General features: G+C 39.8%; 25 protein-coding genes and 1 riboswitch. Of the genes, 5 read left to right on the forward strand and 20 right to left on the reverse strand.

What is annotated here, in order from left to right:
• Positions 1 to 459: 459 nt before the first annotated feature.
• The 3 genes from metK to CPRO_RS13275 form a co-directional block, all read right to left on the reverse strand.
• Positions 460 to 1,638, reverse strand: coding sequence for a methionine adenosyltransferase (gene metK / locus CPRO_RS13265; RefSeq protein WP_066052842.1), 1,179 nt, complete (start codon positions 1,636 to 1,638; stop codon positions 460 to 462).
• A gap of 151 nt (positions 1,639 to 1,789) precedes the next feature.
• Positions 1,790 to 1,894, reverse strand: a riboswitch (SAM riboswitch).
• A gap of 98 nt (positions 1,895 to 1,992) precedes the next feature.
• Complete coding sequence (locus CPRO_RS13270; protein ID WP_066054075.1) at positions 1,993 to 2,499, reverse strand: DNA-deoxyinosine glycosylase; 507 nt, start codon at positions 2,497 to 2,499, stop codon at positions 1,993 to 1,995.
• Between the two features lie 14 nt (positions 2,500 to 2,513).
• Positions 2,514 to 3,236: a DNA alkylation repair protein gene (locus tag CPRO_RS13275; protein ID WP_066052846.1), complete on the reverse strand. Its 723-nt coding sequence runs from the start codon at positions 3,234 to 3,236 to the stop codon at positions 2,514 to 2,516.
• 449 nt (positions 3,237 to 3,685) lie between these two features.
• On the opposite strand from CPRO_RS13275, the gene CPRO_RS13280 reads away from it, so the two are divergent.
• The 3 genes from CPRO_RS13280 to CPRO_RS13290 all read left to right on the forward strand — a co-directional run bounded on the left by CPRO_RS13280 (position 3,686) and on the right by CPRO_RS13290 (position 6,625).
• Positions 3,686 to 4,063 carry a metal-dependent transcriptional regulator gene (locus CPRO_RS13280; protein WP_066052848.1) on the forward strand — a complete coding sequence of 126 codons (378 nt, stop codon included), beginning with the start codon at positions 3,686 to 3,688 and terminating at the stop codon, positions 4,061 to 4,063.
• Positions 4,064 to 4,360: 297 nt separating this feature from the next.
• Positions 4,361 to 4,573 carry a FeoA family protein gene (locus tag CPRO_RS13285; RefSeq protein WP_066052851.1) on the forward strand — a complete coding sequence of 71 codons (213 nt, stop codon included), beginning with the start codon at positions 4,361 to 4,363 and terminating at the stop codon, positions 4,571 to 4,573.
• A gap of 9 nt (positions 4,574 to 4,582) precedes the next feature.
• Positions 4,583 to 6,625, forward strand: coding sequence for a bifunctional diguanylate cyclase/phosphodiesterase (locus CPRO_RS13290; protein WP_066052853.1), 2,043 nt, complete (start codon positions 4,583 to 4,585; stop codon positions 6,623 to 6,625).
• A 300-nt stretch (positions 6,626 to 6,925) separates the two neighbouring features.
• Here the strand turns inward: CPRO_RS13290 and CPRO_RS13295 are convergent, their stop codons facing one another.
• From CPRO_RS13295 to CPRO_RS13320, 6 genes are all read right to left on the reverse strand, one after another.
• Positions 6,926 to 7,498: a nitroreductase family protein gene (locus CPRO_RS13295; RefSeq protein WP_066052856.1), complete on the reverse strand. Its 573-nt coding sequence runs from the start codon at positions 7,496 to 7,498 to the stop codon at positions 6,926 to 6,928.
• A 28-nt stretch (positions 7,499 to 7,526) separates the two neighbouring features.
• Positions 7,527 to 8,375: a pirin family protein gene (locus tag CPRO_RS13300; protein ID WP_066052859.1), complete on the reverse strand. Its 849-nt coding sequence runs from the start codon at positions 8,373 to 8,375 to the stop codon at positions 7,527 to 7,529.
• The gene (locus CPRO_RS13305; RefSeq protein ID WP_066052862.1) at positions 8,359 to 8,793 is read right to left on the reverse strand and encodes a MarR family winged helix-turn-helix transcriptional regulator; all 435 of its coding nucleotides are present in this window, start codon (positions 8,791 to 8,793) and stop codon (positions 8,359 to 8,361) included. Before CPRO_RS13305 ends, CPRO_RS13300 begins: the two co-directional genes overlap by 17 nt.
• 157 nt (positions 8,794 to 8,950) lie before the next feature.
• Positions 8,951 to 10,084, reverse strand: a complete 1,134-nt coding sequence (locus CPRO_RS13310) for a polysaccharide deacetylase family protein (RefSeq protein ID WP_066052865.1) — start codon at positions 10,082 to 10,084, stop codon at positions 8,951 to 8,953.
• Positions 10,057 to 10,434 carry an LPS-assembly lipoprotein LptE gene (locus CPRO_RS13315; protein WP_066052866.1) on the reverse strand — a complete coding sequence of 126 codons (378 nt, stop codon included), beginning with the start codon at positions 10,432 to 10,434 and terminating at the stop codon, positions 10,057 to 10,059. Before CPRO_RS13315 ends, CPRO_RS13310 begins: the two co-directional genes overlap by 28 nt.
• 22 nt (positions 10,435 to 10,456) lie before the next feature.
• The gene (locus CPRO_RS13320; RefSeq protein ID WP_066052869.1) at positions 10,457 to 11,224 is read right to left on the reverse strand and encodes an EFR1 family ferrodoxin; all 768 of its coding nucleotides are present in this window, start codon (positions 11,222 to 11,224) and stop codon (positions 10,457 to 10,459) included.
• Between the two features lie 183 nt (positions 11,225 to 11,407).
• On the opposite strand from CPRO_RS13320, the gene CPRO_RS13325 reads away from it, so the two are divergent.
• Positions 11,408 to 11,851 (forward strand): hypothetical protein, encoded by a 444-nt coding sequence (locus CPRO_RS13325; protein WP_066052872.1) that lies wholly within the window; start codon positions 11,408 to 11,410, stop codon positions 11,849 to 11,851.
• 244 nt (positions 11,852 to 12,095) lie between these two features.
• Positions 12,096 to 12,566, forward strand: a complete 471-nt coding sequence (locus CPRO_RS13330; RefSeq protein ID WP_157881686.1) for a pyridoxamine 5'-phosphate oxidase family protein — start codon at positions 12,096 to 12,098, stop codon at positions 12,564 to 12,566.
• 143 nt (positions 12,567 to 12,709) lie between these two features.
• On the opposite strand, the gene uraA is transcribed toward CPRO_RS13330, so the two are convergent.
• The 11 genes from uraA to tilS all read right to left on the reverse strand — a co-directional run bounded on the left by uraA (position 12,710) and on the right by tilS (position 24,478).
• A complete protein-coding gene (gene uraA / locus CPRO_RS13335) occupies positions 12,710 to 13,966 on the reverse strand; it encodes a uracil permease (protein WP_066052878.1) in 1,257 nt (418 codons plus the stop codon).
• A 661-nt stretch (positions 13,967 to 14,627) separates the two neighbouring features.
• The gene (dusB, locus tag CPRO_RS13345) at positions 14,628 to 15,635 is read right to left on the reverse strand and encodes a tRNA dihydrouridine synthase DusB (RefSeq protein ID WP_066054078.1); all 1,008 of its coding nucleotides are present in this window, start codon (positions 15,633 to 15,635) and stop codon (positions 14,628 to 14,630) included.
• A 301-nt stretch (positions 15,636 to 15,936) separates the two neighbouring features.
• Positions 15,937 to 16,704 (reverse strand): type III pantothenate kinase, encoded by a 768-nt coding sequence (locus CPRO_RS13350; protein ID WP_066052882.1) that lies wholly within the window; start codon positions 16,702 to 16,704, stop codon positions 15,937 to 15,939.
• Positions 16,695 to 17,492, reverse strand: coding sequence for a type III pantothenate kinase (locus CPRO_RS13355; protein ID WP_066052885.1), 798 nt, complete (start codon positions 17,490 to 17,492; stop codon positions 16,695 to 16,697). The genes CPRO_RS13350 and CPRO_RS13355 overlap by 10 nt, the downstream gene beginning before the upstream one ends.
• A 65-nt stretch (positions 17,493 to 17,557) precedes the next feature.
• Positions 17,558 to 18,202, reverse strand: coding sequence for an ECF transporter S component (locus tag CPRO_RS13360; protein WP_066052888.1), 645 nt, complete (start codon positions 18,200 to 18,202; stop codon positions 17,558 to 17,560).
• A gap of 232 nt (positions 18,203 to 18,434) precedes the next feature.
• Complete coding sequence (locus tag CPRO_RS13365; protein ID WP_066052890.1) at positions 18,435 to 18,785, reverse strand: DUF6145 family protein; 351 nt, start codon at positions 18,783 to 18,785, stop codon at positions 18,435 to 18,437.
• Complete coding sequence (locus tag CPRO_RS13370; protein ID WP_066052892.1) at positions 18,778 to 19,758, reverse strand: biotin--[acetyl-CoA-carboxylase] ligase; 981 nt, start codon at positions 19,756 to 19,758, stop codon at positions 18,778 to 18,780. Before CPRO_RS13370 ends, CPRO_RS13365 begins: the two co-directional genes overlap by 8 nt.
• A 309-nt stretch (positions 19,759 to 20,067) precedes the next feature.
• Positions 20,068 to 20,469, reverse strand: a complete 402-nt coding sequence (locus CPRO_RS13375; RefSeq protein WP_066052895.1) for a thioesterase family protein — start codon at positions 20,467 to 20,469, stop codon at positions 20,068 to 20,070.
• A gap of 35 nt (positions 20,470 to 20,504) precedes the next feature.
• A complete protein-coding gene (gene ftsH, locus CPRO_RS13380; RefSeq protein ID WP_096348660.1) occupies positions 20,505 to 22,361 on the reverse strand; it encodes an ATP-dependent zinc metalloprotease FtsH in 1,857 nt (618 codons plus the stop codon).
• Positions 22,362 to 22,586: 225 nt separating this feature from the next.
• Positions 22,587 to 23,117 carry a hypoxanthine phosphoribosyltransferase gene (hpt, locus tag CPRO_RS13385; RefSeq protein ID WP_066052901.1) on the reverse strand — a complete coding sequence of 177 codons (531 nt, stop codon included), beginning with the start codon at positions 23,115 to 23,117 and terminating at the stop codon, positions 22,587 to 22,589.
• A complete protein-coding gene (tilS, locus tag CPRO_RS13390) occupies positions 23,117 to 24,478 on the reverse strand; it encodes a tRNA lysidine(34) synthetase TilS (protein WP_066052903.1) in 1,362 nt (453 codons plus the stop codon). Before tilS ends, hpt begins: the two co-directional genes overlap by 1 nt.
• Between the last annotated feature and the right edge of the window lie 151 nt (positions 24,479 to 24,629).

A 24,629-nucleotide genomic window follows, 5' to 3' on the forward strand; every position in this document is an offset into this window, starting at 1 on the left:
GTAAGTTCGCAACCACCCTGCCTTTAGTGGTATCATTTTGAAAGTGCTTCAGAACCTTATTTTATTTTTTAGGTTTATTGAATCAGATTAACGCTCAACTTCCACGCCTATAATGCAGTTTTACATTACATCTTAAACATTCGATTATATTAATTTCAAATTTGAAATCCTCAAATACTTTTTCTGAAGAAATTATTTTACAAATATCTTTTAGTATATCACACCAAAAATAAAAAGGGAACTTCCGTTCCTACATTTTTCCATAAAAAAGGATGCCGTTTTTGTCAGCATCCTTTAGAACATAACTATTTTCATTCCTTACAACATCCATGCCCAACCAAATTAACAGAATGTGGTGAAGCGTTTTTAATAATCCAACCTTAATAAATATAAAGCAAGTGGATTTTCATGTAGGAAACCCTTTGAAGTTATAGGATTAACCCTTAAAATCTTAATTTATTAAAACTTATCTTTGAAAACCCCAACCTTATCCAACTGTTCCCAAGGAAGGTCTAAATCGGTACGACCAAAATGACCGTAAGCCGCTACCTGCTTATAAATAGGTCTTTTTAAATCAAAATTTTTGATGATTGCCGCAGGGCGCAAATCAAAGTTTTTGTGAACAATTTCTGTAATTTCTTCATCAGAAATTTTACCTGTTCCGTAGGTATTCACAAGAACGGATACAGGCTTTGCCACGCCAATTGCATAAGCAAGCTGAACCTCGCATTTTTTCGCAATACCGCTAGCAACAATATTTTTTGCAACGTGTCTTGCTGCGTAGCAAGCGGAACGGTCTACCTTTGTGGGGTCCTTACCGCTAAATGCGCCGCCGCCGTGTGCTGCATAACCGCCGTAGGTATCCACAATGATTTTTCTGCCTGTCAAACCGCTATCACCCATGGGGCCGCCAATTACGAAACGACCTGTAGGGTTAATATAGTATTTTGTCTTCTCATCCAAAAGCTCAGCAGGAATTACCTTATTCACAACATGAGCAATAATATCCTCACGAATCTGCTCGTTGGTTGCTTCAGGGTCATGCTGAGAGGAAATAACCACTGTATCAACTCTAGCAGGCTTATCATCAATATATTCCACGGTAACCTGAGATTTTCCATCAGGACGTAAATACTTCAACGTTCCATTTTTTCTTACCTCTGTTAATCTTCTTGTCAGCTTATGTGCCAAAGAGATGGGCAAAGGCATCAATTCCTCTGTTTCATCACAAGCAAAACCGAACATCATGCCCTGATCACCGGCACCAGTGTCAAATTCGCTGTCATCTTCGCCTGTTTTTTGCTCCAAAGCCTTGTCAACACCCATTGCAATGTCAGGGGATTGACCATGGATAGAGGTAACTACCGCACAGGTTTCACTGTCAAAACCAAACTTTGCACGGTTATAACCAATTTCATTCAAGGTCTCCCGAACAATTTTTTCTACATCAACATATGCACTTGTGGTGATTTCACCCATTACAAAAACGATACCTGTTGTTGTTGCTGTTTCGCAGGCAACTCTGGCATTAGGATCCTTTGCCAACAGCGTATCCAAAACACCATCGGAAATCTGATCACAAATTTTATCGGGATGCCCTTCCGTAACTGATTCGGATGTAAATAATCTTCTACTCATTTCTATTCCCTCCTGTTAAATATGAATAATTGTCTTTGTGAATAGAGTGCAGGGAGAGATGCTTGGCTATACAAACAATCGTTCAACAAAAGTCGCATGCCTTACCAAATTTTTGGTATAAAAAAAACCCTAAACAGGGTTTGTGATTACATTCTCATCTTCCGTTTGAACCAAACGGGGGAATTGGCACCGATGCGTCGAAACGCCGGTTGCCGGGTGTCATAGGGCCCTGTCCCTCAACCACTCTTGATAAGTTCTCTATTCACTTATGTAATCCGGATTATAGCATCCTTTTTAACATATGTCAATAAGAATGAGACCATAAAATTAAATTTCCTATCATTTTGATATGAATTACAGAAATACCTGCAATTCCTTCCCCCAAGCTTCTATTAATCGCTCCAAATTCCAAGTTGCATTGGCAGGGCTGGTGGATGGTAATTGAACCATTGGAATCCCTGTTATTTTCTGCTGATGCTTCTGATATAAACGAAAAGCTGTCCCTCCATTCCCAAATATAGGAATCTTTCCTGTAGTTTGGAAAATGGTGCTCAAATCCGTAGGAACAACGTTGCGTATGGAGCTGTCACTGCTCCCCTGAATATCGCAGCTTAGAATTACATCATAAAGGGCAATTCCCTGTGCTAACAAGAAAGCCTTTTTCTCTTCATTACTTTGAGGGAGCGCAACTCCCGTTACCCCTGCTAAAACCTTCCAAAAACGATTTTGAGGATGCCCATAATAAAATTGATTTTCCCGAGATTTCAAAGAAGGTGCCGTTCCAAGAATCAGTACCTTGCTGTTTTGATTGCAAACAGGTAAAAATTTTTGAGTTACCCGCTCCCACGGAATTTCTTTCATTTGCCTGCCTCCCTTTACACCTGTGCTTTTTTCCATTCTCGTAACCATGCTTTATCCTCAGGGGAAACCCGAAAAGACTCGCAGGCCTTCTGTACAAATTTCGCCTTAACTGAAAAAGATAGTTTCGTATCCCCCAGATATTGCCGTACCCTTTCTGGATTCTTTGCCCATGCCGTTGCCAATAGCCAAGCCTGTGCCATCTCTATATAATAGAAATCAGAAGTCACAGCATCCACTAACTGTAAAACCTCCTGCAAATAAGGCTCTTTTAAATAATAATTCAGCATGATAATCAGCCCCACCCGTACAACCCAAGGATTTTCTGCTAAAAAATATCCTTTTGCATGAGCAAACAAGGCCTCTTCATTTTTCCTTGCAATTTTCTTTAAGGAAACACAAAATCCATCACAATGAGCCCAGTTTTCCACAAATTCATAGGAAAAGGTGTCACAATAGCCCAAAAACTCCTCAAACTCCATGGGAATTTCCGTTGCTACTGCTCCATATAACATGCGCTCTTCATAAGTATTCTTCCCACATGTGTCAAAAAAATTCCTTCCCGCCACTTTTGCCACTTCCTTTGCTTTTTGACGTAAAAGGGGAGTACGTATTCCAATAACAGGCAAAGAAGTGCGCAGGAGCTTTTCTTGAAACAAACGATATTTATCATCCTGCAATTCCAATAACTCCTTGTAAAAAGCCTCATAATTTTCAATTGTCCATTTTGTTTCAGTCATAAAACCACCCTTTCCGTTTATTTTTTTATACAAAGAACAAGCGGCTTTCTTGTGGGAGAAAGCCGCTTGTCCTTAAGGGTCGTCATTGCCATATAACGAAAACAATTGGGGGGCGTTTTCGCTATATTCGGTAAGGCAACAACAAGAAGAGATGAAAAGTTTGATTCAAAATAGTTTGACGTTAGGAGAAAGCATCAAACTACAGAAGCAAGCAAACCAATTTTTGCCAAAAACGGCAAACTATCTAAAAAAGGCGTCAAAACATATTATTGTCTTGCGACGCCCTAGTCGTAGCCACACATTTATATTGCCTCATTTTTCCGTTCTTGTCAATGAAAAATTTTTCAAATTAAATTTTTTTACAATAATTAGGCGAATTTACTAAAACCATTGTCAATTTTCTTTTTTTTTGTTACCATAATAAAAAACAGCTTAGGGAGGAGATCCATTTGAAGGTTCAAGAATCAATGGAAGACTATCTAGAAACAATTTATGTGTTGGAAAAGCAAACAGGTTATGTACGCTCAATCGATATCGCTACCGCCCTAGGTTTTAGCAAACCCAGTATCAGTAACGCTATGAAAAAATTAAAATCTAACGGATATATTGAAATGGAAGAGCGGGGCAGCATCAGGTTGACAGAAAAAGGGAAAGAAGTTGCAATGGGCACCTATGCCAGACATTGTGTTATTTCCGAATTACTGGTCTCTTTTGGGGTTTCAAAGGAAGCCGCTTTGGAGGATGCCTGCCGCATTGAGCACGTCATTAGCGAGGAAACCTTTCACTGCCTAAAGAATTACCTAAAATCAAAAAACACGAACAAATAGGTTTTTCAATCCCAAATGAAAAGAACTACACTTTGGGACAACCAATAGATGTAAAGGGTGCCAAATACATTGGCACCCTTTACTATTTCTCGTAAATCGTATCTCTTCAGACTCTTCCCCCTCACTTTTTGTCTGATCTCTTCTTTTTTAGGCGACTTTAATTTTAACTTAGCACAACGAAAGCAAAAAAATATTTTGGTTATTATAGGAAATCTTCTCTTGAATATTATAAAGCGGCGTGATACAATTGCCTATGAAGTTAGTATAAACTAACTAATAATCAGTAGGAGGGGTATTATGCCGTTACTTTTAGCAGAAATCGATATTCCTTACATAATTGTACGCATTGCAGGAAGGGAAAAGGAACGCCACCATTTGGAAAGCTTAGGACTTATCCCCAATACTGTGATTACAGTTGTATCTAAATTTAACAATTACATTTTAATCAACGTAAAAGATTCCCGTATCGGAATTGGAGAAGACTTGGCAAAGAAAGTTATTTTAAAGTGAGGTTATCCCATGAATAAGAAACGTATTGTTATTTTATCATATATAAACGCTGCCATCATTGTCCTCATTGGTGCCGTGGAACTTTATATTTTACTGGAAAATGCCACCCTTTCAAGGCAAAACAATATTCTTAAATGGAATAGCCTCTCCTACCGCAGCCACGTAGCCGCTCTGATTTTAGCACTGACGGCAATTATCATTTTCTTCTTCCAGTTAGGTGTAAATCGAATGCTCAAGAAAAATGCTTATACAGACATCACGGGAATTATGAACAAGCATGCTTGTTTGGAGCAAATGAGCATATTAGATTGTCGGGATAGCACCTTACATATTGGCCTTGCCATGTTTGACTTAAATAACTTGAAAAAAGTAAACGATTTTTACGGCCATGAGAAAGGAGATCGGCTTATCCAGCAATTTGTAATACTATTGCGTCAAAGTGCGGAGAAAAAATTCTTTTTAGGCCGTTTTGGCGGTGACGAATTTATCGTAATTATACAAAACTGCAATGTGAAGCTGATGGAAGCATTTTTAGAACGCATTCGTTCCGCGACGGAAGCCTTAAATAAGCTTGCAGATATTCAAATTAGCTATGCCCAGGGGTACGCCATCAGTACCCGAGAAAATTATTACCTAATGGACGAGCTCCTACAGGAGGCGGACAAACGAATGTATGAAAACAAACGTATGATAAAATCGGGTAATTTATTAGAGATAGAACAAATTAGTAAAATGCTGGATTTAGAAAGAGTAGGCCTTGGGGAAAGGGATTCCTTGACAGGGATGCTAACCTTTGACGCCTTTCTTGCAACCGTGGAAAAGGTTCTACGCCTTTACAAAGAAAAAACCCACCTTGCCCTTGTCTGCACAGGAATGAATCATTTCAGGTACATCAACGACTTATATGGTCATAAAGAAGGGGATAATATCCTGAAACAATTTGCCTATGCGTTGGGCAAAGAACCTTTTTGCCTATGCTCCTGCCGGCTTTATTCAGATAACTTTGCTTTTCTGGCAGATTTATCTGAATATTCTGAGGAAGAGGCAGAAAAGGTTATCCAAAACTGGAACACAGAATTTTCCCAACAGCTTAACAGCGCTTATTCAGGAAGCAGATTTGTACTAAAAAGCGGAATTTATTTTATTCGCAATACCAATATGTCGGTGGAGGAAATGCTTACAAATGCGGATTGTGCCCGAAAGTCCTCCTTCCCGCCCTACCACAATATTGTAGTATTTTCCCATGAAATCAATCAATCCATAAAAAAGCGCTGGGAAATTATCCATTCGTTCCAGTCAGCGTTAGAAAATCAGGAATTCCATGTATATATTCAGCCAAAAGTTCTCCATGCTGACAAAAAAATTTGCAGCGCAGAGGCACTGATTCGCTGGAAAAATGCCGATGGAACATTCCTTTCCCCTGATGCCTTCATTCCTATTTTAGAGGAAACAGGGGATATTGTTGAGATGGATCATTATGTATATGATAAGGTATTCGCCTACCTTCATGAAAGAAAGCTTGCAGGTAAATCCTACCTTCCTATTTCTGTCAACGTTTCTCGTTTGCATCTTTATGACTTGGATTTATTTTGGAGAAAATTACACAGCCTAGAGGAAGCTTATCCCATTCCACCCTCCCTCATTACTTTTGAGCTAACGGAAAGTGCTTACATCCAAGAAATTGATGCCGCCGAAAAGTTTGTGGTTGGTCTCCACGAAAAGGGCTATCGTGTTTCTCTGGATGACTTTGGTAGTGGTTATTCCTCATTAAAGGCACTTTCTCCTATGATATTTGATGAAATAAAGTTCGACCGGGCTTTCTTAAAAACAGATATCACAAAAAAAGAAGCCACGCTCTTGCTCCAACTCATTAAATTAGTGAAAAGTTTGAATACTGCTGTGGTTTGCGAGGGCGTGGAAACCGCCGAAAACGTAGCATTGTTAGATCAATCCCAGTGCGATATTTTCCAAGGCTATTTCTATCACAAGCCTTTCCCCATTGAGGAATTGGAATCTGTTTATTTATCCCAACAGGCTGCCCCAAGCCTATAAGCTTCATCCATGGTTCTCTTTCCCGAAAAAACACATAGGAAAACATCGTCATTTTTGAATACTTTGGGTGTCGATAAAATCGACACCCTTTGAAAATAACTCAGCTCTTACGGTCAAATAATATGTTTCTACCCTAAAAGGCGTTAAATCACCATATTTGCCTGAGATAAACAAATTTCATCCTAGAATTCCATTGGAAAGCCTCTCTTTTCCTAAACCTTCCGTTATAAAAAACTCTCTTTTGACAGACTAAAAGCCTCAATCCTATATTAGAATTGAGGCTTTTTCCCTAATTAAATACTATCTTACTATTTTTACTCTTTTAGAGATATCTTCTTTTTCTTTCTGTGCAGGTTCCTCACCAATGCCACCAAAAGGCATTTGGGCAATCAACAAATAACTTTCAGGTAAATCAAACAGTTCACGCATTTTTTGGTCAATAACAGGATTATAATGCTGTAAAGATGCACCGATCCCCATCTCCCGCAACTCGCTCCAAATGCTAATTTGAAGCATGGCACTGGCTTGCATTGCCCATGAAGGGAAGTTTGCTGCATACAAGGGGAATTTTTCCTGAAGCCCCTTCACCACCTCTTGGTCGTAAAAATAAAGAATTGTACCGGCGCCTGCTTTAAAACTATCAATTTTTTCTCTGGGAACCTTACCTTCAAAAACATCATAGATTGTATCCCACAATAAATTCTGTTTCTCTTCTAAGGCTACCACCACTCGAGAGCTCTTCATATTAAATGCATCGGGCACCAGCTCTGTTAAAGTTTCAATTGTTTGAATTACTTTTCCACTATCAACGGGAAGTTCTTTATTGATGTTGTAATAACTTCTTCTTTTTTCCAATGCTTGCATCATACTCATGTCAATTCCTCCTTGGTTTTCTAATATCTTATTTTTTGTCATATTTCATTTCTTGTTGCAAAAAAGTTCCTTGTCTTAATTCTGCAAATGCTTTTTGCAATTCATCCTTTGTATTCATTACAATAGGACCACCCCAAGCGATGGGTTCTTCCAATGCCTTTGAACTGATAAATAATACTTGGGCGTCCTTGTCGACGCTTTTTATTTCTACGTTGTCGCCAGAGGTAAGTTTTGCCGCTGTTTTCTCCTTCACCAACTCACCGCCTATTGTAACCTCTCCCACTAATGTAAAAACCAAAACCGAGCGGTCTGTTTCAGTATCAATGGATATAGAAGCATTGGGAGAAAGATGAATATCATAATAATCTATAGGTAAATGTTTACTGCTGAAACCTTGTTTGCCTTTGAATTGCCCTGCAAGGAGCCTCAGCTTTCCATTTTCAATTGCAATTTCCTCAATCTCATGACTCTTGATGCTTTGATAGGCTGGAGCTGTCATTTTATCCTTTACAGGTAAGTTCAGCCATAGCTGTACCCCGAGCATTCTCTCCGAGGCTGGCAACCTTTCTTCGTGAAGAATACCTGAGCCTGCTGTCATCCACTGAACCTCTCCGTCAGAAATAGAGTCTTCGTTTCCTAAGCTATCTTTATGCACCATCTTCCCACGATATATGTAGCTGATGGTTTCAATTCCTCTATGTGGATGCATGGGGAATCCGGCAATATAATCCTGGGGATTTGTGCTATCAAAGGAATCTAACATCAAAATAGGGTCATATTCCGCTGTTGTCTCTAAACCCAAAACCCGAACCAACTTCACCCCAGCTCCATCCTGTGTTGGAAACCCTGTAATCTGTCTCTTAACTTTTCTCTCCATTGATCTCATCTCCAAACTTTTTTAATAAAGTGACCAATTGGTCCTTTTCTGCTTCCGTCCAGTAGGACATTATCTCAAAAATTTTGGCCTCATTTTTTGGGTAAACCTCACAAATGAGTTCCTCTCCTTGAGGAGTAATATGAAGGATGCATCGTCTTTTATCTTTCCTATCTGTTTCTCGAATAAGGTAACCCCTTTTTTCAAGATTATTTATAATAAGAGGCATGGTTCCACTGGAACTCAATATTCTCTCCTGAATTTCTCCAACCGTTGCATCACCTTTGTGGTATAAAGCCTCCAATACGGCAAACTGCCCCATGGAAAGCTTATACTCTGTGAAAATCTTAGCGGATTGGCGGTCAATATAGTTTACTGCCCGATGAAGACCGATTAAGATTTTCAACTCTGCTTTTGCCATTTTCTCACCTCTAATATCTCTATGTAGATATATAATACTCTATGTAGAGATAATTTGCAATACCTTTTTATATTTATCTCTATTTTTATTTAGATTATCCATCTATATAAAAATAACCGCCTTACGGCGGCTATTTCATCTATATTATCTCTTCTGCCTATTGAAAATAGGAATATCCATAGAGCTTACCGTCCTCCAGCTTACCATCATGGCGATATTTAGCCATTTCAGAAACTGTCACAAGTTGATATCCCTGTTTTATTAAATAGGGCACAAGCTTTTCTGTGGCCTCGGCACTGGTTTCATAAATCCCATGCATTAAAATAACCTTTCCATCTAAGTTCCCTTCACTGCGGATTAACTTCATAATTGCATCTGGGCTCTTTGTTTTCCAATCCAGTGTATCAATAGACCAAGTTACCATGGCCATAGGAATATGCTTCTTCACAGTATCGTTGCAATTGCCATAGGGAGGGCGGAATAAGGTAGGTTCAAAGCCCACGGCTTTTTGAAATGCTGCTGCTGTCTTCTTTACATCCTCATTTATCGCCTCTGGGGATAGCGTATTGAAGTTCTTGTGGGAGTAGGAATGACTCCCCACCTCGCACCCCAATGCCAGCTCCCTTTTTACCGTATCTGGGTATGCCTCAACAAGTTTGCCCAAATCGAAAAATGTAGCTACGGCATGGTTTTTTTCCAAGGCGTCTAATATCCGTTCGGTAGAACTCGGTTTGGGGCCATCGTCAAAGGTCAATGCAACCATAGGCTTGGTAGGATCAATAACCCGATCAATCTTTTCTGTGGGCTCCTTTACCTCAGGTTCCTTTTCCTCCACCACAGGCGGTGCCTCTATGCCAACTCCGTTCAGCAAACCTGCCAGCTCACTGTAGGGAACCAAAAGCTCAACTCTACCAAGACTCCCTGGAAAAATGTCGTAACGTTCAAAGAACAATAACACACCTTTATCATTTAAGGCAAAGCGATTAAAACGCCCAGCATCCGGTGCCAAGGTTTTTCTATAATCGCCAAAAATTCTGTCTTTGTAAGGCTCATTCTCTGTAAAATATCGTATGACATATGCAGAAACGGCTTCTAAAAATCCATCTTTTCTCAAAGAATCCTCACTAATCCGTTCTCCTGTTTTGGTATTAAAATGGAAAATGTGAACACGCTCTACCGTATTGGTTTTCTGTTCTGTGGGAGAAATCTTCTGCTCCAACTCTTGTGTTTCATAAAAAATAATACAGATTTTATCTTCACTGACTATGTAACTATCATAATCCAAATACAAAAAGGAATTACAGTCTTCCTGTGATAGTCTCTTTTTTCCTTCTCATCCTTCAGGTCATACTTCTGTGCAAAATCCGTCTTAAGCCCATCAATAAATTGTAGAATCTGATTATCAATGACTTCATTAGACAAATGAGGATATGCTAAAACATAAGCAAGGGGTGCTGCATATTCAATTGTCGATTCCTTCTCACCAATAAGTTGAGACCTTTTGGGTTCCACAGGCTGTATCGGCCCGGCCTGTAACATCAGCGGTTCGGCTGCCGCAACAGTATTTCCACGTCCACAGCCACTTACCCCTAGGGCAACCGCCATTGCCAAAAGGCAAATTGTCCATTTTCTTCTCTTCATTTTTCATTCTCCCATCTAAACTTTATTTCCAGCAAGGGTGAACATACTGTCCTTTATCTTTTGTCTTTTTGCCATATTGAATGGCACCATTTGGACATCGATTCACACAAGCCAAACACATATTGCATTGCGCTTTCGTCCATTGAGGAATCCCATTGATTAATTCAATACAATTTGCTGTACATATTTTTTCACAAAGGCCACAGTGAATACAATCATCGGTGGCATAAAAAGGTTTTGTCTTTGTTCCATAACGCTGAAAGCTTGGATTAACCAATACAGTTAAAAGTCTGCTTACCTTACCCCTTTTTATACGATAGAACTTTCGTTTTTGTTGTATCACCGAATCTAAAATTCGCTCCATGGTTTTTTGTGCTTCTTGCAAAAAAGCATTCTGCTTTGCCAAGGAGTCTACTTTAAACATAATCACAAAATTATCCGGCATAACCACGGAATATCCACTATCCATGGTTATGCCCTTTTGGCTTAAAGCATCCTCTAAAATATCCATGGTATTCCCAGCTGTACCACCACAGGTACATATCCCATAGGTATAAGGCAGCTTGTCACAATTGATTACCAACTTCTTTATAAAATCAAGGACCATTTTGGGCGGTGCCCACGCATACACAGGAAACACAAACCCCAGCTTCTCATCCTCTCGCAACTGAAATTCTGTTTCTTTATTCTTCATGGCCTGAGCAATATCAACCAAATCCTCATTCAAATGATCGGAAAAAAAACGAGCAACTGCATAGGAATTTCCTGTTCCGCTGAAATAAAAAATCATTTCCTTGCCCCCTTTTGTTGTTTGTTTTATCATAACATATTTTTATAAGGAGTAATTGAAGATTTTATTAAATTTTGTAACATTTCGCTGACGATTTTTTCCATTTTATGCTTGGTTTTATTGTTTTCTTTTGTTCCTTATGTTACACTTTTTTTAACCAAAATTACAAAAAGGAGACATATTATGCTTGAAAAAGCAATGATCCTAGCTGCAACGGCCCATATGGGTCAGCTTGATAAAGGCGGAAATCCATACATTCTGCATCCTGTACGTGTTATGCTTCGATGTAATAGCCTCACGGAAAAAACTGTGGCAATGCTTCATGATACCTTAGAAGATAGCAATTTAACGGCTGATGATCTTTTAAAGGAAGGCTTCCCAAGAGAAGTTGTTGATGCTGTAGTTTGTCTTACCAGAAAAATAGGGCAAGACTATATGGAACACATTAAGGAGGTTGCAAAAAACCCTCTGGCTACCACTGTTAAGCTTTCCGATTTGGCGGATAATATGGACTTAAACCGCCTGCCAGGCTTAACCCCTAAAGATTTTCAAAGATTGGAGCGATATTTGCGTGCTAAGCTGATTTTGGAGGAAGCCCAGAAAAACTGGGCCTTGAATGACATCTGAAGCATTGAAGAAATTAGACTCTTCAATTTAGGTTTAGCGTAATATCACTAGCTTATGACTTTTTTGATGAAAAAAGGATTACTGTCTGTTTGGCATTTAATCCTTTTATGCAGTTAATATACCCCCTTTTCGATGCTTTGGGCATGATTCAATTTGATCTATTTTTACTCTCTGAAAATTTCTCAGAAAACCGACTTTACTTATATATTTATTATGTTAAGATATGGAGACAAGGAGGGATTTTATGAGAAAAGAAATGCGTCGTAAAGACAGATTAGTTACAGAAGATATCGCAAGAGAAATTATGCAGAAAAGCGAATATGGCATGCTGTGTACCGTAGGTTCCGACGGGTATCCCTATGCAATTGCTGTCAGTCATGTTGTGCATGAAAACTGTATTTATTTTCACTGTGCATTGGAAGGACGAAAGCTTGAAAATATAAAAGACAACCCTAAGGTCTCCATGAGCTTCGTCAGTAAAGCCGATGTTGAACAAGAGCATTATACCGTTCGATTTGAAAGCGCTGTTGCGGAAGGAATGGCCAAAATGATTGAAGATGAAGACGAAAAACTGTTTGCTCTGAAATTAATTTGCCAGCGTTACAGCCCTGATATGCTTGAAAATCATCTAGACTACATCCAACCCAGACTAAAGCGCACCGGTGTATGCCGCATTGATATTGAACATATTTCAGGAAAAGTAAATAGCAGATAGTACTTAATTATATGAAAAGAAACCGGCGGCTTCCATCAAAGAAACCGCCGGTTTTTATATTCGAGATTCAATCACTACAAATGAATAAAGACCTAAATTTATACATTTTATATGCATAGATACTTGCTAAATTCCCTCTGTAATTAATTATCGTTCATTATACCCATTTTGTCAAAAACATAGAAGAGTAAGCTTAATGCCATAGCAACCAAAGCCGCAAGAGACATCCCTCTTAATGCAATTGTGCCTAGATTAATTGAAATTCCGGATAAACCAACCACAAAGATAACGGATGTTAAAGCAATATTTTTGGATTTATCAAAATCAACCTTAGAGTCAACAAGAATTCTCAAACCGGATGTACCAATCATACCGTAAAGCAAGAAGGAAATTCCCCCAATGACCGCACCGGGTATTGTGCCGATTAGTACAGTCAGTTTCCCAATAAAGGAACAAATGACAGAAAGAACTGCCGCACCTGCAATAACACGAACACTGTACACCTTCGTAATTGCCATAACACCAATATTTTCGCCGTAGGTTGTTGTTGGAACGGAACCAATAAACCCTGAAAGCATAGTGGAGAAGTTGTCCGCAAATAAGGAACGATGTAAACCGGGATCCTTTAATAAGTCACGACCAATAATTTTGCTTGTAACAATCTGATGACCAATATGTTCAGAAATGATAACCAAAAGAGCGGGAAGCATAATTAAGATTGCCTCTGGACTAAACTTGGGAGTAGAGAAATTAGGAAGTGCAAACCAGCCTGCCTCTGCAACAGCGCCGAAATCTACAAGTCCCACAAAATAGGATGTAATGTAACCGCAAACAACGGCAATCAAGATGGGAATAACCGCAAAAAACTTACGGAATAATACAGAACCGAAAACAGCTACGCCTAAAGTAACCATAAATACAGTAACATCTGCACTGGAGGGGCCGCCTTCCGCCAAAAGTCCCGCTGTATTTGCTGCAGTGCCCGCCAATTCCAAACCAATTAAAGCAACCACAGGGCCCATTGCCGCAGGAGGAAGGATGATATTAATCCAATCAGAACCAAATTTCTTGATGATTAAGGCAACAATGCAGCCGCAAAAGCCAACAGCGACAAAACCGCCTAATGCATAGGCATAACCAAATCTCTCTATAATCAAAAGTCCCGGTGCTAGGAACGCAAAACTGGATCCTAAATAAGCCGGGGCTTTACCTTTTGTAATGAAAATAAAGAGTAGTGTGCCGAAACCATTCATAAAAAGAACAACAGCTGAATTGATGCCAAAAAGGAATGGAACCAGCACCGTTGCGCCAAACATAGCGAACATATGCTGTAAAGATAGGGGTGCAAGAAGAGAAAAAGGTACCTTTTCATCCACTTGAATAATCTTACGGTTTTCCAAAATAATGACCTCCTTTAGTAATAATGAAATGAATCATAACAGTATAATGACCTTTCGGTACAAAACTCCAAAAAAAATTATTGGTCGGAAACCAATAATTAGAATTTAGCACCTGAAAGATTATAGCACTCTCTTTTTTCCCTTGCAATGAAAAGAATTGAAATACATGCGAAATTGTCGATATGCTGTAAAATCTCAAAAAAAATACAAAGATATGGTGATTTTTCTACAACAATTTTATAAGCAAATATTTATAAACTTCATAGCAAAGATAAACATTTACCTAATCTTGGTACTTCACTTCCTAATTTATTATAAAAAAACAAACCCTTTTCTAACAAAAAAGACCATTCAAAAAAGGGAGCTCCTATTTTCTATTGTTCCCATTAAAACAACAACACATAGTTTGCCGTTATACCGCTTTTTCCCTCAGGAAGCCTCTTTTCAGGTCTAACTCTTCCTTGGAAAGTGGATAAGAAATAATCTGTTTGATGATGTACTGCTTTTATCCCATTCATACTCAATTTTAAAAACGTTGAATAAACACTGTTTCTAAATCGGCTCTATTATCTTGAATACCCATAAAAAATCCAAAAATCCTTTTTACTGTTCCCAGTTCATTCCCAAACGTATATCTTCTTGATATCCTCAATTCTACAGATCACTGTTCTCCAAATTTCTTTAAATATTCCTTTAGCAGGCTTTCCATTTCATTCAAACTCTCCGTATAATTTAACTTCCCTCTGAACTCCGCAGCACCGGGCAACCCCTTTAAATACCATGCCATATGCTTACGCATTTCTCTGATGCCCACATATTCCCCTTTATAATCAATCAGCATTTTGCCATGACGCAAGGCCTTTTCAACCCGTTCCTTTGCAGTAGGTTCTGGTAGCAGCTCCCCTGTTTTCAGATAGTGAAGAATTCTTTGGAAAATCCAAGGGTTACCTTGAGCCCCCCGTCCTACCATTATGGCATCACAACCGGTATGCTCAAATAAGCTTTTTGCATCCTCAGGAGTAAATACATCCCCATTTCCAATTACAGGAATAGACACAGACTCCTTTACCTGACGAATGATATCCCAATCAGCCTTGCCACTGTAATATTGCTCTCTGGTTCTCCCGTGTACTGCCACCGCAGAAGCACCGTTTACCTCAGCAATTTTTGCAATTTCAGGTGCATTAATATGCATATCATCGAAACCTTTGCGAAATTTAATGGTAACAGGTTTTTTCTGCCCTTCCACCAAAGCTTTCACGATTTCACCCACCCGAAGGGGATCTTTTGTCAGCGCACTGCCTTCACCATTTTTCACTATTTTGGGGGCAGGACAGCCCATATTAACATCAATAATATCAAATGGGTACTCTTCAATTTTCCGCCCCATCTCCCCTAAAATTTGAGGATCCGAACCAAAAAGCTGTATTGCCGTGGGACGTTCTGCCGCTTCCACCGTCAATAGCTCCGTTGTGTTTTTATTGTCATATAAAATGCCTTTGGCGCTTACCATTTCGGAATAGACTAAGCCACAGCCCATTTCTTTGCACAGCAAGCGAAAGGGCAAATCTGTCACCCCTGCCATTGGCGCTAAAAAGACATTATTCATAAGTTCCACATTTCCAATTTTCACGATAAACACCTCAAATCCTTCTCGGTTTATTATCATACCAAACATTTATATTTGTTGCAAGGAAAACTATTCTTAGGGTTTGTTCCAGTTATCATGAAAGTAAAGCCCATGGTTTATATGCAATAAAAAAACGGGCAAGCCCGTGTTAGGGTGTCGATAAACTCGACACCCTTTTATTGCTTAATTAAATAAGCTTTTGCATATTACAATGAATGGCATCTGTCACCAAAGGTCTTGAGATACTCTAGAAGCTAGCGGGACCTTTTCAATAGGAACGAAATATCCTTGGTACCTTTCCCAGTAATTCGTCTTTAAAATGGGGTTCTCGCCGCTGAAATTATTTATTCTTCTGATATAAAATTTTCAGCCCCTTTAGGGTCAAAACAGGGTCAAGAATATCGAATATTTCCTTATTGGGGTCAATCACTCTAGCCAACCCCCCTGTTGCAACCACTTTCATGTCAGGAATGCCTAGCTGTTCTCTTAATTGCTGAATGATATATTTTGTTTGCCCGATGTGCCCAATGACCAATCCCGCCTGAATACTTCCCACAGTATTCTTCACAATAATTGATTTGGGCTTTTTGATTTCTATTTTGGGAAGCTGTGCCGCCCTTTGATATAATGCCTCAGCACAGATAGAAATGCCTGGCGTAATTAATCCTGTGATAAATTCTGATTTTTCGTTAATTACATCAAAGGTATTGGCAGTTCCATAATCAATGACTACCGCAGGGCCCCCGTAAATCTCATTTGCCGCAACCAAATTTACAATACGATCTGCCCCTACCGCTTTAGGGTTGTCCCGTTTAATGACAATACCCGTTTTCATACCGGCAGTGACAATCATCGGTTCAATATTAAAATATTTTCGAATTCCCTGTGTCAGAGAATACATAATATCTGGCACAACAGAGGAAATAATCACAGCTTCAATGCGACTCACGTCAAAACCTGATGCTTCAAAAAGATTATACAAGAAAATTCCTGTCTCATCGGCGGTTTTATTACTGCCTGTTGCCATACGCCAGCATTTCACCAGCTTTTCACCATGATATACTCCCAAAACATAATTCGTATTCCCAACATCAATTACTAAAAGCATTTACTTTCCCCCTGTCGCCTATTCTTGTTCTTTTCGTAAATGAGCCGTAACCCATGCAGTGCAAGAACAGGGTCATAAACATCAAATATCTCTTCCTTTTCATCAATGATTCTTGCAAGACCACCTGTGGCAATCACCTTTAAATCGGGAAATCCCAACTCCTCACGGATACATTCAATCATGTAGATGGTTTCGCCAATATGACTAATCACAAGGCCTGCTTGCATACTCTCAATCGTTGTTTTGGTAATGATGCTATCGGGGGCGATAATTTCAAACTTAGGCAAGTTTGCTGCCCTTTGGTACAAGGCCTCGGCACAAACCTGAAGCCCCGGTGCTGTAATACCTGTTACAAATTCGCCGTTTTCATTCACCACATCATAGGTTGTAGCCGTACTGTAATCTATTACAATGGCGGGGCCACCATATCTCTCATAGGCCGCAACCAAATTCACAATACGATCTGTACCCATTTCTTTGGGATTTTCCATGCGAAGGTTAATTCCGGTTTTCATCCCCGAACGAACAATCATGGCTTCTCGCTTTAAATATTTGCGTATACCGTTTGTCAGGGAATACATTACATTTGGAACAACAGAAGAAACAACCACTGCTTCAATCTCAATCACCGAAATTCCGGAATGCTGAAATAAAGAGCGGATGAGTATTCCTGTTTCATCAGAAGTTCGAGTGCTTAACGTGGATAATCTCCAATTCGCCACAAGGGCTTCTCCATCAAAAACACCCATTATTGTATTGGTATTGCTCACATCAATTACTAATATCATTTTGCCCTCTCCTCAAAACCAAAGCCTAAAAGGGTACGGGATAACCCGTACCCTTGTGATTTCCCTTAGTTTGATCGAATCTTCTTATATAATACTTTTCTCAGTGTCTTAGAAACCACGCCACCTACAATACAGGTTGCCGGCATTTCCAACAAACCATTCACACCAACAAAAGTAAGTACAAACGCAAAAATGCTCAAATTGCCGATGCCGGCATTAATAGACTGAATATATTCCGTATTCCAGAAAAACAGCATCAATGCCCCCATAAACAATAACGTATTTAATATTGCGGCAATGATACCGCCTACAAAAAAGCAAATTGTTTTAGAACGATCCAGCTTTTCAACTGCAATAAATAAGATACCTGTAAGCCATCCCATAATGGCTCTTGTAGGCACACAAACAAGAAATGTCAAAAAAGGATTGATTCCCAAAAGAGCCGCACCAAAAGGGCTCATCCCAAAGCATTGATAAAAGCTGGTTAATCCAAAAACTGTGCCTAATAGCAATCCAGCTCTGGGCCCGATAATCATTGCACCTATGGCAACGGGAATGGTAATCAAAGAAACCTCCAGTCCTGCCGTTCGCAGATATCCCAAAGGGGTAAAGGACATCAGCAAAATAATGCCGATCATCATCCCTGTGGTGGTTAAATCCTTTACTGAAAGCCTTTCTCCGCTTTTTACTGCCACTGCTTGTTCACTCATTGTAATTGCTCCTTTCATTCTCACTCTTATGCCCCGCATTGCGGAAGATATAAGATTACTAGGTTTTCATTTGGCAGACTCTCCAAGCATTCAAGTATATCTGGCTTTTTACCATGACATCTTTAATGGCTTTTCCCAGAAAGGTTGCCATGCACCATTATATCAGTTAATGAGAGAATTACAATATATTTTTGTGATTTTCGTTAATTTTTGTACAATGTTTCGTCATTTTTTACCCATTCAGGAGTGTATCTTTTAATTGTTCCCCGTCTTCTGTAAAAAACACAGTATACCATACCTTTAATGCGCCAATCAGCTCTTTTTGGGTACGAATAATTTCTTTAATCTCCAACTCTGCACCAATCTCGTCAAAATTGAAATCATCTTCCTGTTTTACCGTTTCAAAGTAAATTTCCCCGTCCTGATGAAAACCCATTAAAAAAGTACAGCCAAGCTTTTGTGCCGTTGTAACGCAAATGATACGCACATCTTCCTGAATCGCCTCAGGAAGTGCCTGAAATTTCTGTTCCAAATAGTATTTCTGCTTTTCATAGCTAGCCGCCGCCAAAATCAAATCATTCACTGGTCTTTCCTCCTCTGATAGATACTTCTCCGGAAAAAACAACCTCTTTTTTTCCATTGTCCTTTCTAATTACAACCAATTCTCCTTCAGGAGTGATATCCACCGCTTGGGCAAAAAAGGTTTCCTTCCCCAAAACCTTAACCTCCTGATGAATGGTAGAACATTTTTCTTTGTACCGATCAAGGAAAGGGGCAAAACTGCAATGGGAATCCAAAAGCTCCATATACAGCTTTTCAAAGTTTAACAACACCCGTTGCAAAATATTCTTTCTGGAAAAGGTTCGTCCACTTTCCAAATAAAGAGATGTGGCAACATCCATAAGTCCTTCTGGAAATTCTGTAGTATTGACATTAATTCCAATACCTACAATGACAAAATGGGTCTGTTGCATCTCGCACTCCATTTCTGTTAAAATGCCAACCAGTTTTTTTCCATTGAGCATAATATCATTGGGCCATTTTATGGAAGGGGTAAGACCTGTTTCCTCCTCAATGCTCTGACAAACGGCTAGTCCCGCCAAAAGAGTTAAAACCGATGCCTGGGAAGGAAAAATATTGGGGCGTAATAATATACTCATCCAGATGCCGGAACCTGCCGGTGCTTCCCAAGGTCGCCCCCGTCTCCCCCGTCCCGCAGTCATTTGCTCCGCAACGGCAATGGCACCCTCAGTTTCACCCCCTGCGGCAATATCCCGCAGACGACCATTGGTAGTATCTGTTTCCTTAAAAAAGTATACAGGATACCCCAGCTTCTTTGTAGCCAGCCCTTGGGCGATCTCTTTTTCATTATACATGGTATCATGTAAAATCAAACGGTATCCCTTATTGGTGACCGCCTCAATGACATAGCCCTCTTCCCTTAGCTTTTTAATGCCTTTCCAGACTGCCGCCCGACTAATATCCAATCTCTTTCCAATTTCCTCACCGGATATAAAACCTTTTTCTTGACGTAAAAATTCTAAAATTCGATACATAATCATAGCCTCCGCTAAAAAAAGAGCGCCTGTGAGACGCTCTTAGACTGTCGAAAAACCTATTTTTAAAACGGAAGGTCTTGGTTCCCCAAGCAAAATCCTTCAGAATAGGCTTTGCTCATTCAAGGAAAATAGGACGTTTCATGACCTTTTGGTCACAAGAACGTATCTATTTATCCTATGCTTAAAGATAAGTCAAAATCTTGGACTTGCCCACAAATACCCACAATGGCAAAATTCAGCGAACACAAGGCTGAAAAGCTAGTGGGTTGGACAACCACTAAGGTTTGCTTACGCTCTAAGTTAATTTTATCCTTTTGACTTACTATTTACACGGCTCATAAATTTTTTCAAATCAATGATTGCACGGCCATGGGTTCCTTCACAAATTTTATCCACTTCATCATAAGCCTTAATCTGGAAGGTTAAAAGTTTACCGTTTACCTCTGTCACCTCAACAACTACCCGAACCTTCATTCCAACGGGAGTTGCTGCCATATGTTTAAAGTCAAAAGAAGTACCAACTGTTTCCCAACCTTCGGGTAGAAAGGGCTTCACCGCACCAATAGAGGTGCCTTCAATCCAAGATAATAACCTGGGGGAGGCAAAAACAGGAACGTTGTCGTTACCGAATACTGTGGCTGTATCTGCCTCCTCTACGAAATATTCTCTCTCAAAGGTAATGCCGGGTACAATATTGTTAAACTCCATTATACTTACTCCTCTCTATTTTCTCTTATGTTTTATCAATCAATAAATCCCTTTGTTACATCATTTGAGATGCCTAAAACCTCGTTACGCACCTCTTGATCAAACAATTTGCGGAATTCTTCCCCTGTAACCTTCTCTTTTTCTACAAGAAGCTTGGAAGAAGCATGCAAAACTTCAATATTTTCTTTCAAAATACGTATCGCCTCTTCATATGCTTGGGTCACAATACGGTTTACTTCTTTATCAATGGTTGTGGCAACAGCCTCGCTGTAATTGCGCTGATGTCCCCAGTCTCTGCCGATAAATACTTCATTGCCCTCTTCTCCACCAAACTGAATAGGACCCAAAATATCGCTCATGCCATACTTGGTAACCATATTCCTTGCCATTGCCGTTGCCCGTTCAATATCGTTAGAGGCACCTGTGGTAATATCTTTAATTACAATGAACTCGGCAGCACGACCACCCAGTAAGCTGATAATTTCTTGCTCCATAAAAAGCTTTGTGTAATACATTTTATCCTCGCCAGGTAAAGGCATGGTATAACCACCTGCCATTCCTGTGGGAATTATGGAAATGCTATGCACAGGATCCAACTCGCTTAAAACTTCAAACAAAATTGCATGACCGCTTTCATGGTAAGCAGTGATATATTTTTCCTTATCGGAAATAACTCTCGTCTTTTTCTCCGTTCCTACGCCAATTTTTATCAACGCTTTTTGGATTTCTTCCATATCAATTTCCGTTTTATTCACTCTTGCAGTCAATAAAGCAGCCTCGTTCAAAAGGTTCGCCAAGTCAGCCCCGGTAAAGCCGGCTGTTGTCTGAGCAACCACCTTCAGATCTACCTCCGGAGATAAGATTTTGCCCTTGGAATGTACGCGCAAAATTGCCTCTCTACCCCTAACATCTGGTCTGCCAACATAAACCTGTCTATCAAAACGACCGGGACGTAAAAGAGCAGGGTCTAAAATATCTGCACGGTTGGTAGCCGCTATAATAATAACACTATCATTAATCCCAAAACCGTCCATCTCAACTAACAACTGATTCAAGGTTTGCTCCCTTTCGTCATGCCCGCCACCAAGACCAGCACCTCTGCGGCGACCTACGGCATCAATTTCATCTATAAAAACAATACTTGGCGCATGCTTTTTTGCCTGATCAAACAAATCTCTTACACGCGACGCACCCACACCAACAAACATTTCAACGAAATCGGAACCGGAAATGCTAAAGAAAGGAACGCCAGCCTCGCCGGCAACTGCCTTTGCAAGCAACGTTTTACCTGTTCCCGGAGGGCCTACCAAAAGCACACCCTTAGGAATTCTTGCACCTAAATTTGTAAACTTCTGTGGTGTACGAAGAAATTGCACAAGTTCTTCCAGCTCCGCTTTTTCCTCATCACAGCCCGCTACGTTCTCAAAGGTGATTTTATTTTCCCCTTCAACGCTCATCTTTGCCTTGCTCTTACCGAAGGATGCCATCTTTCCGCCGCCACCCTGAAGTTTGTTAAACAGCAGGATAAAGAACAGAACCATAACAACCATCATAATCAGAGAAGGAAGTATTGTGGAAAGCAAGCTTTCCTTCTGCACATCCTTCGTTGTAACCTCAATCTTACTGCCCTGGGCTATTTTTTCATCTACAAGCTTCTGGAATGTAGAAACGCTGGGAAGATTTATGGTAATCACACTTCCATCACTCAACGTCGCCTCTGCAGAACCAAAATCTCCAACTTCTTTACTTCTGGTAATTTCCAGCTCTTTAATATTGTCATTTTCTAGCTCATTATACAAATTAGTATAATTATACGCCTTTTGCTCCTTCTGGGGAGCGGTGATTGCCTCGCTATTGAAGGCCAGTACAGCCAAAATCAGAACAAAAATCATCGCATACAGCCCAATGGCCTTCCAGTATTTATTCAATCGATTCCCTCCTGTTGATTCATAATTCAGTCATAAATTTTCACCTAATTAATTCGTATCAGTTTATAATTTTATCACATTTCCACAGAAAAGGCAACGCAGGATTAGAAAAGATTAATCAAAAACACTGCCTTTTCCTACAAAAAAGAAGAAGAATTCCTTACTAGAACTCCTCCTCATTCTTTCATTCTATTCTTCGTCAAAGTGTAATACGCCTACATAATTCAAATTACGGTATCTTTGTGCATAATCTAAGCCATAACCTACCACAAAAGCGTCAGGAATGGTAAAACCAACATAATCTACAGGAACATCTGCAACACGTCTGTCGGGTTTATCCAACAGCGTGCAAATTTTGAAGGCTTTTGGTTCTCTTTTCAATAAAAGGTCTCTCAAATGGCTCAGTGTTCTTCCGCTGTCAATAATATCTTCAATTAAAAGGACATTCTTTCCTGAAATATCTTCATCCAAATCCCGTAAAATTTTGATTTTTCCGGTGCTTTCTGTGCCATTCCCATAACTGGAAACATCCATAAAGCTCATTGTAACGGGCATTTTCAATCTTTTGGAAAGCTCTGTTAAGGTCATTACCGCGCCCTTTAAAACACAAACCAGCTCAACCTGTTCTCCACCAAAATCTTCATAAATCTGCTCTGCCATTTCTTCCAATCTTTTGCTGATTGCATCAGCGCTGATCATTACCTCTACTCTTTCTTTCATTATTCAATGAACCTCCGTATCTGAACTGTTAAAAATTTTTTCGTATTTTCATCCGGCAGATATGCCGCAGAAACCCGCTGATTCACCACCCAAAGAACATCGTCCTCGGTGGCAATTAGGGGCAGCCTGTCCCGCTCTTCCCTTGGAATTTTTTCATCAATCAAAAAATCCTTCAGCTTTTTTCGTCCGTTTTTAATGGCAAGGCGATCTCCATTTTGTCTGGTTCGACAAAAAAGTGCACAGCCTATTTTATCATAATCAAATACTTTCGTACAGCTATCTTGGCTTTTTTGTGTTCTTTTTTTTGTACAAAGATAGGTTCCTACAAAAAGCTTTGCTTCAGGAACGTAAATTTCCTGATTCAAAGGCAAGGGATAGGAAAAATGGCTGCTCATTTCACGTACCTTTTTCAGAATGAGTGCACCATAGCTTAATTCAGCTATAATATGATTGGGTAAATACAAGCTTTTTCCGCTTTCTTGCCCCAACAAACCTACCAACAATTCATAATGAACAGAGCCTATATCTTTCTTTCCTTCCAACGCATCAAAAGCCATTGCCAATACTCTTTTTCCCATAGCCCGATGCATGCTCTTTAAGCATTCCGCATCCAGAACGATTTCATTCTCATCAGATTTTTTCAAAGCCTTGATAAATAACACTCTTGCCTGTTCTTGCAGAAATTCTTCTTCTTCTGTCATAATCTCCGCTGTTTGGGCAATATGCTCCGTGGCTTTTGGATAGATTTCCTCAAGCAGAGGTAAAACCTGATTTCTAATGCGATTTCTGGTATAGTTGTTTTCCCGATTTGTGCTGTCCTCACAATAGGAAAGCCCCTTATCTTGGCAATACTCTTCAATTTCTTTTCTTGTGCAAAATAATAAAGGGCGAATAATAAACTCTCTTACAGGGCGTATGCCTGTTAATCCCGAAACACCTGCTCCACGGCAAAGGCGCATTAATACGGTTTCGCCTTGGTCATTTTTGTTGTGGGCGACGGCAATCATGCCTCCCTGTCTTTCCTGCTCAAAAGCCTCATACCGCAACAGTCGACCAGCTTCCTCCGTTCCCAATCGGCGGGCTTTGGCTTCTTTTGACACATCAAAATAATAAACCTTGCAGGGAATTTTCCATTCTTGACAAATCTCCTGTACAAAGTTTCTGTCTCTATCAGCTTCTTCTCCCCGCAAACCATGATGCACATGGACAGCGGTAATGCTCCAGCCTTGCTCACCGGCAAACCCATTTAATAAGTGCAGTAATGCCATAGAATCCGCACCACCGGAAACCCCTACCACAATATGAGCGCCTTGTGGGCACATATGATATTTTTCAATGGTCTGCCAAACCTTACTTTGCATATGCAACGCTCCAATTCAAAACTATTGCTATTATGAGCCCCTATATCAAGGGGAAACTAATCTATGAAATATACCTTGTAATTCTTGTATCAAAAACAAATATGTATTCACTTTACACGAAATTTTATGTAATAGCAATATCCACACGATA

Source organism: Anaerotignum propionicum DSM 1682 (genome assembly GCF_001561955.1).
Taxonomy (GTDB): Bacteria; Bacillota; Clostridia; order Lachnospirales; family Anaerotignaceae; genus Chakrabartyella; species Chakrabartyella propionicum.